General features: G+C 39.5%; 10 protein-coding genes. All 10 read right to left on the bottom strand.

Annotated features, from left to right (window positions below; translation table 11 throughout):
- Positions 1–57: 57 nt before the first annotated feature.
- Positions 58–4,080 (bottom strand): 5'-nucleotidase C-terminal domain-containing protein, encoded by a 4,023-nt coding sequence (locus tag IGL90_RS00265; protein WP_048738040.1) that lies wholly within the window; start codon positions 4,078–4,080, stop codon positions 58–60.
- A gap of 440 nt (positions 4,081–4,520) precedes the next feature.
- A complete protein-coding gene (gene glmU, locus IGL90_RS00260) occupies positions 4,521–5,906 on the bottom strand; it encodes a bifunctional UDP-N-acetylglucosamine diphosphorylase/glucosamine-1-phosphate N-acetyltransferase GlmU (RefSeq protein WP_002356067.1) in 1,386 nt (461 codons plus the stop codon).
- A 201-nt stretch (positions 5,907–6,107) separates the two neighbouring features.
- Positions 6,108–6,929 carry a pur operon repressor gene (purR, locus tag IGL90_RS00255; protein ID WP_002381336.1) on the bottom strand — a complete coding sequence of 274 codons (822 nt, stop codon included), beginning with the start codon at positions 6,927–6,929 and terminating at the stop codon, positions 6,108–6,110.
- A 143-nt stretch (positions 6,930–7,072) separates the two neighbouring features.
- Positions 7,073–7,912: a metal ABC transporter permease gene (locus IGL90_RS00250; protein WP_002383493.1), complete on the bottom strand. Its 840-nt coding sequence runs from the start codon at positions 7,910–7,912 to the stop codon at positions 7,073–7,075.
- A 161-nt stretch (positions 7,913–8,073) separates the two neighbouring features.
- Entirely contained in the window at positions 8,074–8,766 is a 693-nt protein-coding gene (locus tag IGL90_RS00245; protein WP_002356064.1) for a metal ABC transporter ATP-binding protein, read from the bottom strand.
- A 25-nt stretch (positions 8,767–8,791) separates the two neighbouring features.
- Complete coding sequence (locus IGL90_RS00240) at positions 8,792–9,745, bottom strand: metal ABC transporter substrate-binding protein (protein ID WP_002386411.1); 954 nt, start codon at positions 9,743–9,745, stop codon at positions 8,792–8,794.
- Positions 9,746–9,911: 166 nt separating this feature from the next.
- Positions 9,912–10,763 (bottom strand): 4-(cytidine 5'-diphospho)-2-C-methyl-D-erythritol kinase, encoded by an 852-nt coding sequence (ispE, locus tag IGL90_RS00235; RefSeq protein ID WP_002379846.1) that lies wholly within the window; start codon positions 10,761–10,763, stop codon positions 9,912–9,914.
- A 180-nt stretch (positions 10,764–10,943) separates the two neighbouring features.
- Positions 10,944–11,246 (bottom strand): Veg family protein, encoded by a 303-nt coding sequence (locus IGL90_RS00230; protein WP_002383497.1) that lies wholly within the window; start codon positions 11,244–11,246, stop codon positions 10,944–10,946.
- Positions 11,247–11,303: 57 nt separating this feature from the next.
- A complete protein-coding gene (locus tag IGL90_RS00225; RefSeq protein WP_002356059.1) occupies positions 11,304–11,870 on the bottom strand; it encodes a sigma-70 family RNA polymerase sigma factor in 567 nt (188 codons plus the stop codon).
- Between the two features lie 85 nt (positions 11,871–11,955).
- Positions 11,956–12,486 carry an NYN domain-containing protein gene (locus IGL90_RS00220; protein ID WP_002356058.1) on the bottom strand — a complete coding sequence of 177 codons (531 nt, stop codon included), beginning with the start codon at positions 12,484–12,486 and terminating at the stop codon, positions 11,956–11,958.

Raw genomic sequence — 12,486 nt, 5'->3', positions numbered from 1 at the left:
TGGCAAGCATTAAAATAAAAAAAGAACCAATCCCGAAGGACGGTTCTTAAAAAATGACTAACTAGCTTTGTTACGTCGTTTATAAATATACCAGCCAGAAGAAGAAAGTCCAACGAACAGTAAACCATATAATGCAAGCGTTTCTGTTTCTGTACCCGTTTTAGGTAAAAAGCCGCCATACTTTTTCTTCTCTGTTACGGATGGATTGCTCTGTCTTGCTCCCGCTTGGTTTTGTTTATTGGTTGCTACTGGTGTTTCTGGTGTTGGTTTCGGATCTGGTTTTGGATCTGGTTTTGGATCTGGTTTTGGATCTGGTGTTGGATCTGGTGTTGGATCTGGTGTTGGATCTGGTGTTGGATCTGGTTTCGGATCTGGTTTTGGCGTCTCTCCTCCACCAATTAACTCTTTGTAAGCTTCTTCCGAAATAGAAACAATTCGTTCGCCTGGGAATGGTTCTTTATATTGTGCTAAATCAATCGTCGTTGCTGCACGATACAACCGCAAGCTGGTTGCACTTTTCAAGTATTCAATTAAGACAGCATCTAGTGAAATCCCTTCTTCTCGTTCACCACCTAGCATATCGTAACCATCACCACCAGCAGCTAAAAAATCATTGGTAGCCATCCGGTATTGTTTCTTCTCATCCAATGGTTCAAACTTTTGTGTTTGCCGATTTTTAATTTCTATTCCTAATACGCGACTACCGACAATCGTTTGTCCTGTTTCATTGCCTTCGTCACTAGCCAAGCGAGTACCTGGTTTTGTGGAATCATAGTGGATACGAATGGAGCTTGAAACATGCAGGAAACCACCATTTGCGCCAAGTTTTGGTTGGCCAGCATCATCTAGTAAAATTGTGCCATTCTCATCTTTTTGTGGAATCGAACGAACAGACATTTCAAACATTTCTTTAACTTGAGCGCCGGTTACTTGAATTTGCGCAATGCTATTGCCAAAAGGTAACACAGCAATGACATCCCCAACTTTAATTGGCCCTTGTTTAATATCAGCGCGAATGCCGCCACCATTAGTTACTGCAAAATCAGCAGGTTGACTAAACGCGTCTTGGCCATATGACATAATCGCATCACCAATCAAATTCCCTAAGTTGGTCTCTCGTGTGCGCACATTTTCTCGTTGTCCATCCAATGTGAATGGAATATAATCGACAATTACTTTTTCATTTTCAGCGTTAAAATTCGTACGTGCTTCATCAACGATGGCTTTAACTGCCGGGTTTTCTGGCAATTCTAGCAACTCTGCTGCTGAAATCAATTTTGCTGTTTTCTTAGTTGGTTCACTCTCTGGTGCTGTGACAATTCCAACATTATTTAAATAATTACCTGTTTGAGCATAGATCACTTTGCCATAACGTTTGCCGCTTTCGACGGCTGTATGCGAATGTCCATCAATCACAGTGATATCTAACTCAGGATATGTTTGACTAAGGGTTTCTGCTAGCGTATCACCACGCCAGATATGCGGCGTCGTTTCATCTACGCCTAAATGCCCAGTAACCACGAAAGCTTGAATATCCGCGTACTTCTCTTTAATTTCATTAATCACTGCTTCTACTTCTGGAATCGGGTCTTTAAATGTCACCTTCTCTACGTTTTTCGGGTGTGTTTTCGTTGCTGTTTCTGGGGTCGTCACACCTACAATGGCAAACTTTTTCCCGGCTTTTTCTACGATAGTATACGGATCAAAAACCCGTCCACTGCCATCTTTGTAATACGTATTACTAGATAAAATCGGAAAATTCAGTTGGTCTTTATAACCTAGTGCAATCTCTAAACCAAAATCAAACTCGTGATTTCCCACCGCCATGGCATCATAACCAACTTCATTCATTGCTTTGGCCATATCCGCGCCTTTGGAGAAATTGGAGATTGGTAATCCTTGGAAAACATCCCCTGCATCCACCATCAAGGTTGGGTTTTCTTGGTCTTTAAAGGTTTTTAGACGCGCCATACCTAATTCGCCTTTCCCTGCTTCTAGTCGGCCATGAACGTCATTTGTGTGCATAATGGTATATGCATTATCTAAATCAAAGCCCGCATTACGGACATCTTGTTTCGTAATAGCGGCGGCGTTTGGTGTACGTCCATCAGGAGAAGTCGGAATTTGAAGAGTGCCGTCATTCACTAATTCGATTGCTTTGGCACGCCATTTTTCATCAAAATTTGTCCCAATAATTGACCAATTTCGTTCGATTTCTTGTTCTGGATCAAGCGTTCCTTTTTTCTTAATATAATCAACAATCATTCCTCGTAAGGTTTCTGGATCAGAATTTTTAATAGGTTCTCCTACTTGAATCCCTTGGCTAGCTAAACCGCCGTAACGATAATTATTCATAGCAATCGTATATTCTTTGGCAGGATCCAGCGGTTGGCCGTCAATTTTCGCATCTACAATTCGTTCACCCACTGGTTTTGAAATGTCAATCTTGTAGTCCACTCCAGAAATCATGTCATAGTTATATACACGAATGTTTGGATTAAAACTAATGGTCAAATCATCTGGCTGTGTTTGGTTATAGTACGCCCCTTGTTTTTCTAAATACTTCAGTAAGTTTTCACCGTTAATGGGAACACTCACTAAGGTATTCGGGTATTTGTAGATATCAAAAATCGTGGCATAGGAAATCTTCCCCGCAGGTAATTTACTGTCGTATTTAAACAACGCTGCCGCACTTAATTGTGCGCCTGTTACTTCTTTTTGAACATTATTAATTAAAGAAACCATCGCTGTTGGTTGTAATTGTGCTTCGGGAATTCCTTTAATTTCTTGTTTTGGTAAAAAATCAGCTGTTGCTGTGCCGATCTCCTCCTGAATAAACGCTCGCGTTTGCTCATGGTATTCTTTTGTCGCTGCCTTAACTGCTTCATCTGCTGGAACATTCGTTGTTGGTACAATCGTTGCTGTACCTTCTTGCACTTCCCACTTATCGGCATTTTTAGCAACTGAAAGATCAATTTTGACAACTTCTGTCCCCGTATCTTTCGGTCCCCCTACCGGTACAGTTTTTCCATTCGGCGCTGCTCCTTGCTTGGTAAAAGAAAGGTGGTCATGACCTAGAATATACGCATCAATCCCCGCGACATTTTCAATTACTTGGTCGGCACTGGCAACCGGATCACTATTTTGTTGTCCCGCATGAATCGAAGCAACAATAATGTCAGCCTGATCGTTAGTTTTCAACTCAGCAACTGCTTTTTCTGCTTCTTCTTTCAAAGGTAAAAAATTAAGCGAAGTAACACGAGGGCCATCCCACAAAGGAATGTGCGGGATTGTTAAGCCGATAATCCCAACTTTTAAATCTGGCTGCCCATCTTGATTAAGATCAAGTTCCTTCGTGGTAGTCCCTTCAACAAAACGACCACCATCCTTATTGTAGGTATTCGCAGACAAGATTGGAAAAGTGGCTTCTTGTTGAATTTTTTTGATTAACGGTAAACCAAAATTAAACTCATGATTCCCCAAAACCATTGCATCATACTTCATCACATTCATGGCGGTGATCATTGGATGGGTCTTTTCATTCACTAAAGGTGCTTTATTATACAAGTCATCTGTTAAAATAGTGCCTTGAATATTGTCGCCATTATCAATTAAAACGGTGCCTGCTGGGTTTTGTGCCCGGACTTGGTTGACGACTGTACTTACTTGGGACAAACCAACTGGTAGTTCTTTATCATCTTCATAAGACCAATTCCATAATTGACCATGAACATCTGACGTACCTAAAATTGTTATTTTTTGTGGTGTGCTCGTTTCTTCTTTTTCAGCGGTTGACGTTTCTAAATTCGTCGTTTCTGCTGGTGCCGTGGTTTCTTGTGACTGCTTGACACTGTCACTCGTAGCCTGATTTGGTGCTTCTTGTTTGATGTCTGTTGTTTCCTGTGTGATGACTGGTTCTTGTTTTCTACTTGAATCGGTGGTACTTGTTACTGCTTCTGAACTTTGTTGACTCGTTGTTTCTACTGCATATGCCGTACTAGTAACGCTTGGCGCTATCAACGCAACAGCCATTAAAAAATGCATGCCCCACTTCACTTTTTTAAAGCTCAACTTTTTCACAAATTTCCTCCTTGTGTTTCAACCCATTTGCAACAAACAATTGTCAAAGTAACAAACAACAAAAAGAGCCTTCCCCCATCACGCTGCTCTTCTTTTCCTATCATAATATATCCGTTAAATAAAAAACAGTAAATTCCGTTAAAATAAGATGTTTTTCCTGTAAATTGTTTTTATTTTTGGACAATATAGCGGATTTGTTTGTGAAAAAAATAGTAATTTTGACCAAAACACGAACTTTATAAAAAAGAAAGTCTTTTTATATTGGAAAAGCGGAACAAAAACTATTTTTTTGAAAAAAATAACTAAAAATACCGAATAAACAGCATTGGTCTAGTCCTTGGACGTCTCTAAACAAATACTAGCAGCAATTGGTCTAGTCTTTAAGGAGGAAAAAGAACGCTCTTTTGCTTAAGCAAAAGAGCGTTCTTTTTTATTTGAGATTAATCCTTCATATAAGGTAACTTTTTAGCATAGCCTTCTTTATTCACTTGACGTGCCCGGGCAATCGCCAAATCTTCTGAAGGGACATCTTCTGTGATAGTTGAACCAGCAGCAGTCACCGCATGATCACCAATCGTGACTGGCGCAACAATGTTCGTTGCAGAGCCAATAAACGCGTGATCACCCACGACTGTTTGGTGTTTATTTTTGCCATCATAATTAACAAAAACAACGCCGCAACCGACATTAATATCTTTGCCTAATGTTGCATCACCAACGTATGTTAAATGGCCCACTTTTGTGCCTTCATCGATTGTTGCATTTTTTACTTCCACGAAGTTACCAATGTGTACGTTTGCCCCCACATCTGCTTTAGGACGTAAATGTGCATACGGACCCACATCGGCCCCCTCGCGAACCACACTTTCTTCAATCACAGACTGTTTAACAACCACTTGATTGCCGATGTGACTATCAACGATTTCTGAATGTGCGCCAATCAAGCAATCTTCGCCAATCACTGTTTTTCCTTTGATAGTGACTCCCGCTTCAATGACTGTGTCTGAACCAATTACCACGCCTTCATCAATATACGTTGTATCTGGATCAATAAATGTAACACCATTTCGCATATGCATTTCATTTAAACGACGATGCATAATTTTATTAGCAGTGGATAAAGCGACACGATCATTTACACCCATTGCTTCGTCAAAGTCTGCCATTTGATAAGCAGCGACAGCTTTGCCTTCTTTTTTCAAAATTTCAATGATATCTGTTAAATAGTATTCCCCTTGTGTGTTGTTTGTATCTGTTTTCGCTAACGCTTCAAACAATGATTCATTATCAAAACAGAAGGTTCCTGTATTAATTTCTTGAACACGTGCTTCTTCTTCACTGGCATCTTTTTGTTCCACGATTCGTTCAACAATGCCCACATGGTCACGAATAATTCGACCATAGCCTGTTGGGTCTTCCGCATGCGCTGTTAAAATAGTCGCACTTGCATTCTTACCTTGATGGTAATCGAATAAATTTTTCAAGGTTTCCGCAGTTAATAACGGCGTATCCCCTGTAATAACTAATGTTGTTCCTTGTTTGCCACCTAATAACTCTTGTGCTTGCATGACTGCATGCCCAGTTCCCAATTGTTCAGCTTGTAAGGCATATTGACTACGTTCGCCTAAATGGCTTTTAATCATTTCCGCCCCGTGTCCAACGATCGTCACGATTTCTGTTGGTTCTGTTTGTTCTACTTGATCTAAAATATGTTCGACCATTGGTTTACCAGCAACTGGATGCAATACTTTATAAAGTTTAGATTTCATGCGTGTTCCTTTACCAGCTGCTAAAATAATTGCGTATCTATTTTCCACGTTTGCCACCTCAAATTAACTAAATTGTTTGATTTTCTTCTAAATCGTCCTCATTATACCTTTTCTAGTTTATCTTACTCTTTTGTCTTTTTCAACAAAATAAGGCATTTAAAAGGTAGACCAATTTATTTTCTCATCTTTTTTTAAAGGAATAAAACAGAAAAAAAGAACCTGAAAATGGAATGGACCATTTTCAGGTTCTTTTTCAAATTATTTCTCTGTGAAATAGTTTCCTGGGACTACGCTAATCGTTTTTGTTTGTGTATCCACATCTTCCACATATAATAGCGAAGTGTAGTCATCGATTGCACGACGGCCATTGAATTTTGACTCAGCAAAAACGGTAATGCCCACAAGTTCTGCTTCAAATTCTTCAATCATACTCTTCATACCATTGACGGTGCCGCCGCCTTTCATGAAGTCATCCACGACTAAAACTTTTGATCCGCGTTTTAAACTGCGTTTTGAAAGTTCCATTTTTTCGATACGTTCTGAAGACCCTGATACATAGTTCACGCTCACCGTTGAACCTTCAGTAATCTTAGAATCGCGACGAACAATCACAAACGGAACATTTAAGTAATAAGACACAGCTTGCGCAATTGGCACTCCTTTAGTCGCAACGGTCATTACCGCATCAATTTGTTTGCCTAAATATTTAGAAGCAATAATCCGGCCCACTTGTCTTAATAAATTCGGTTCCCCAAGTAAATCTGAAAGATAAACATAGCCCCCAGGTAATAAGCGATCTTGTTCTGACAAACGATCACATAAATCCATAATCAACTGCTCCGCTTCCTCATAAGGAATTTCAGGGATAAAGCGGACACCGCCTGCAGCGCCTGGAATCGTTTCTAAAATACCTGTTCCACGTTCTTTAAATGTTTTTTTAACAATTGCTAAATCTTCACTAATGGAAGACTTGGCAGATTGGTATCGGTCAGCAAAATATGTCAAAGAAACCAATGTATGGGGATGATCTAAAAGATATTGGGTCATATCGATTAATCGTTCACTTCTCCGAATTTTCAAATTCGTCACTCCTTTTCATTCTATCGTTCCTTATTATAAGGGGTTTAACCGAAAAATTCGAGGATTTTTTTCAAATAACTGAAAATAGTTCGCCATTTCTTTTAAAAAAAAGAAATAAAGGAGAAAAACTTTCGTTTTTCTCCTTAGTTTCTTTGCATTTTTTGTTTTCGTTGGACCATGACAACCACTCGGCGATAAATATTGACTAATAAGAATAAACCAATAAAAATTAGGGTAATGCTTGCACTCGGTGGTGTTTCCAAATAATACGAGCTAGTCAACCCTGTTAGCATGCCAATCAAGCCCATAAACACACTGATGATAATCACCGTGTTGAAGCCTTTACCAATTCGCATACCTATCGCAGCTGGTAAGACCATAATTGCTGAAATTAACAAGGCTCCCGCGATCGGAATCATCACAGCAATCGCCACACCAGTAATTACATTAAAAAGCATCGACATCCAATGAATAGGTAGCCCATCAACATGAGCAGTATCTTCATCAAATGTTAAAACATACATTGGACGTTTAAATAACATAAACAATAGAACTAAAACTACGAATAAAATTGCCAACATAACCACTTGATCCCACGTAATCGTGACGATGGAACCAAATAAATACGATTGAATACTAGCAGCTGAATTGCCTCCTGTTAAATTCATTAAAACTAACGCCAAAGCCAAACCGCCTGACATTAAAATAGCAATCGAAATTTCTGAATAGGTGCTATAAATCATTCGTAAATATTCTAGAATGATTGCAGCCACAATCACGACAATTAAGGTCATTAAATTAGGATTCCAATTAAAAAAGAAGCCTAGAGCCACACCGGCTAATGACACATGTGAAAGGGTATCTGCCATTAAAGATTGTCGGCGAATAACTAGAAAGACGCCGAGCATTGGAGCAATCACTGAGATAAACAGTGCTGCTAAAAAGGCCTTTTGCATAAATGCATAAGAAAGCATTTCTGCCATACGATTCACTCCTTACCGCTAAAATGAACACTACCATTGTAGCGACGTTTAAGCGAATTAATTTTTTAATTCCTGCTTATTTTTTAAATTTTTCCAACATTTCTTTAAGCCGTTCCTTGGCTTTCGTTATGATCGAGCCAGATAACGTTTTATTGGAAACTTTACGTATACGATTCTTCACTCATATGGAAACAACGCCATTTCGAATCTTCTTTGCGGACAAGACGAATTTGACGATCCACATAGGTTTTGATATCTTCATGATCATGCGTAATCATCAAAATAGCTTTTCCATGTTCATGCGCACTGTGTTGCAACAATTGATAAAATTCGTTTCGCGATTGTTCATCCATACCTGTTGTTGGCTCATCTAAAATAAACAAATCTGGATCGGTCGCAAACACTCGTGCTAAACTAATTCGTTGCTTTTGCCCTCCAGAAAGCTCGCCAATTCGTTTGTGGCGCATTTCCCACATGTCCACTGATTTCAAAGCTTTTTCCACATGAAGATGATCTTTTTTCGTCAACGGTTTGAACCAACGATTTCTGGGAAAGCGACCTGAACGTACTAATTCAATGACGGTGCTAGGAAAGCCCGCATTGAAAGAAGCGACTTGTTGTGGAATGTAGCCAATGCTGATTTTTTCACCAGCACTATTTTTTTTAGCGACCGTAATTTTGCCACTTGTTGGTTTTAATAACCCTAAGGTACTTTTGATCAGCGTTGACTTGGCAGCGCCATTTTCTCCTGTTAAAATAACGAATTCCCCTGGATCAACATAATAAGAAACATCTTCTAAAACAGGTTCATCATCATAATAGAAGGTTAAATTTTCGACTTCAATATAATGCATAAGTTGGCTCCTTTCTGTTGCCAGATTAATGAATGCTTTTTTGTAAAGCAGCGAGGTTTTCTTTCATGACAGACACGTAGTTCTCGCCTGCTTCTTGTTCTTTTTGAGTTAAACTCTCTAAAGGATTCAATACGGCTAATTCGACGCCTGTCTCGTCTGCCAATGTTTTGGCTACTTTTGTAGAAGCCGATGCTTCAAAATAGATCACAGAAACATTGTTTGTTTTAATATATTTTTTTAATTCGGCTAAACGACTTGGCGAAGGTTCTTGGTCTGGAGAAATCCCAGCAATCGGTTCTTGGGTCAAGCCATATTGTTTCGCCAAATAGCCAAATGCAGCATGTTGCGTCACAAAGGTCCGATTTTTAGCGTCTGCAAATGCAGCTTGGTATTCCTTATCTAGCGCAGTCAATTTTTCCAAATAAGCAGCGGTATTTTTTTCAAATACGGCTTTTTTCTCAGGATATTTTTTGATAAGCGCATCCCGAATCGCTGTTACTTCTTTTTGCGCTAACACGGGATCTAACCAGACATGCGGATCCAGTTCGTGGGAATGGTTATGGCCTTCATGACCTTCTTCGCCAGATTCTTCCTCTTCTGTTCCTTGCATCAATTGAATGGATTGACTGGCTTCCACGATTGAAACTTTTTTCGTGTCCAAGTTTTCAATAACATTCGGAACCCAAGTTTCTAGCTCTTTACTATTATAAACAAAGACATCCGCATCAGTAATTTTCGCTAAGTCTTTTGCGCTTGGTTCATAATCGTGTGGTTCCGTTCCAGCTGGAATCAACAGCTCAACCTCTCCCTCATCACCAACGACTTGTTTTGCGAAGTCGTACATCGGATAAAAAGTAGTCATTACCGTGAGCTCTTTCTTCTCTTTTGACGATTGTGTGGTTTGCCCACAGCTAGCTAAAAGAAAAGCACTGATTGCTAAAGTAACGCCGATTATCAAACGGCGGTAGATTTTCGTCATGTTCTGTCCTCTTTTCGATTTACCTATTATAAACCGTAATATTTACGATTTGCCAGGAATAATGTACCAAATGGATCACGGGACGTCAAGGAATAAATTTAAAAAAACAACAGAGCGTGGGACAAAAATCACTTTGGGTTTTTGCTCCACGCTCTGTTGTTTTTATTTATTTCAATGTCCGAACCAAATAAACTTCTTCGCAAAAGCCTTTGAGTCCATTATAAATCCGTTGTGCTCGTGTTTTCTTTTCACATAAAGCAAAGACTGTCGGTCCACTGCCGCTCATCAACGCTGCATCAGCGCCGTACTTCAGCATGCGATCCTTGATTTGTTGCACGATCGGATGTCTGGCAATCGTGACACTTTCCAACGCATTGCCGACCGTCTGGGTCATCCCAGTATAATCACCATTTTCGATGGCTATTCTTAGTCCAGCAATATCTGGATGGTGCAATTCATCTACCGCTAAATCATTAAAAACGGTACTAGTGGATACACTAATTCTTGGTTTAACTAACACAATCCAACATTGAGGCATGGTCGGTAATGTTTCAATTTTCTCCCCACGTCCGTTTGCAAAGGCTGTTCCGCCCCTTAAACAATAAGGAACATCCATACCAATTTGGCTGCCAATTTCACAGAGTTCGTCCATCGTCAACCCCAGATTCCACAGTTTGTTCAAGCCTCGTAATGCTGCGGCACAGTCACTGCTCCCCCCTGCTAAACCAGCTGCCACGGGGATACGTTTTTCAATATATATTTTAATTCCTTTATGAATATTATAGGTACGCTTTAATAAGTCAACTGCTTGATAGACATGATTCCGTCGATCCACGGGTAAAAAAGAGCTGTCCGTTTCAATACGAATGATGTCTTCTTCTAGATTTTCAAAAGTTAAATGATCGGCTAAATCTACACTTGCAAAAATAGATTCAACTTCATGATAGCCATCCACACGTTTATGCAGAACATCTAACCCAAGATTAATTTTCGCAGGAGCTCGTTCGATTATTTCCATCGGTTCCCTGATTCACCTTCCTTAATCTTTTGTCTACCAACATTTTAATCTTTTAGATTCTATCATATGTCCATGAAGAAGTACACCGAAGATTGATCTTTCTCTGACGACAGATGGCTGAAATTAAAAAGAGCTTAGGAACGAAGGGCTCTTCCTTCACTCCTAAGCGGACTTTCTAAATTATACGGCTTGACCGATGAATTCGATTTCAACGGTGCGTGTTAAAACATCTGAATAGCTATAAGATACACGTTCAAATGAGTTCTCGTCTGGATCCAAGTCAACAACAAAAACAGATGGATAAGTCTCCGTTAAGATTCCTTTACGTTCTGTTTGGCGCTTTCTTCCAGTCTGAGCAACTAACATAATTTCACTGCCGATACGGCCTTCCAAATCTTTCTTAATTGACGATAACGTTGTTGGCATTGCATTCACCTCGAGAAACATTATATCACTTTTTTTAAAAAATTTCAAGTTTATCATACTAGAAGTCTGTTTGCAACTACTTTTGCTCGACAAACCGGCTGTTTTGTCGAATTTTTATTCATTTTCTAATGTATATTTCATTTTTGCTTTGGCACGATCATAGGCACTTCGGACAGCTGAAAAAGTTCCCCCACGCACTTTAGCGATTTCTTCTAACGTGTAGCCTTTTAAGTATGCGTTTAAAATTTGTTGTTCCAACGAGGAAAGACGTGTCGGAAAAGCTGCCAATTTTTCTTGAATCATTAATTGACCTAATGGGTCGGTAGCCGCTGTCCCTAAATAGTCCACTAACTCTTCACCAGCGCTTTCTAATCGTTGTTCCAGAGAAATAGACAAGGTATCTGTTCGCCGCTTATAGGCGCATTGATGGCGAATTAAGCTATGTACGTGATTTTCAAAATTTCGTTTAAAAAACTTTCCTAATGATGCTTGTTTTTCTGAATCAAATCGTTCTAACGTCCGAAAGAAGACAATTCGTCCTTCTTGAAGCCAGTCTTCAGTATCATAATCTTTTAAATAGTATTTTTTCATGCACTTATAAATCACTGGCTGATATTGCCCATATAAGGCTTGAAATTGTTCTTGGTCTCCTGCTAATGCTTGTTGAATCTGTTCTAACATAAAAAGCCCTCCTTTTCGATAAACGTATCGAATGATTTAGGAGAGCATAGCATGTTAGAAATTTATGACTTAAGCGAACATTTGTTTAATCTTTTTTTTGAGACAATTCTTCTAGCTTCTCAGAAAGTTTTGATAACTGCTCCACGTTCCATGGAGAATTTCGACGAAATTGCTGGAAATGGATATCTGTTGCATGAATGGCAATCGTCTTTTCTGTTTTCTGGACAGCTTTGTAAAGTTCATTGGCCGAAGTCCGCAATGCACCTTGTGAAAAGACCACCCATTGTTCAGCCAAATCACTCGTTGCGACTGTTACTTGCGTTAAACGATCATTTTTTTCACCAGCTAGACGTTCAATATAACTATCTGCTGTTTCATCTTCTTTGGTGAAAACCACGGTCAAAAGGTACTTTTTGTACGTTTGCTGAATACCTGGGACTAATTGGGCATCAAAGACCACAATGATTTCCAACCCTTCATATTTGGCATAATTGGACAGACGACTAAGAAGCAGTTCACGCGCATCCTCTAAACGCTCTTGCTTTTTCAACTGGACCAATTCTGGCCAAGCACCAATCATATTATAGCCATCAACGATTAACAATTGTTTTTTCAT

The organism is Enterococcus sp. DIV1307a (assembly GCF_050537425.1).
Taxonomy (GTDB): domain Bacteria; phylum Bacillota; class Bacilli; order Lactobacillales; family Enterococcaceae; genus Enterococcus; species Enterococcus faecalis.
This window is presented reverse-complemented; position numbering and strand designations above follow the sequence as displayed.

Coding starts and splice junctions, on each gene's coding strand:
- IGL90_RS00220 (WP_002356058.1), bottom strand. CDS start 12,486: ATGAAAAAACAATTGTTAATCGTTGATGGCTATAATATGATTGGTGCT.
- IGL90_RS00245 (WP_002356064.1), bottom strand. CDS start 8,766: ATGCATTATATTGAAGTCGAAAATTTAACCTTCTATTATGATGATGAA.
- IGL90_RS00225 (WP_002356059.1), bottom strand. CDS start 11,870: ATGTTAGAACAGATTCAACAAGCATTAGCAGGAGACCAAGAACAATTT.
- IGL90_RS00240 (WP_002386411.1), bottom strand. CDS start 9,745: ATGACGAAAATCTACCGCCGTTTGATAATCGGCGTTACTTTAGCAATC.
- IGL90_RS00230 (WP_002383497.1), bottom strand. CDS start 11,246: ATGATAAACTTGAAATTTTTTAAAAAAAGTGATATAATGTTTCTCGAG.
- IGL90_RS00250 (WP_002383493.1), bottom strand. CDS start 7,912: ATGGCAGAAATGCTTTCTTATGCATTTATGCAAAAGGCCTTTTTAGCA.
- ispE (WP_002379846.1), bottom strand. CDS start 10,763: ATGGAAATAATCGAACGAGCTCCTGCGAAAATTAATCTTGGGTTAGAT.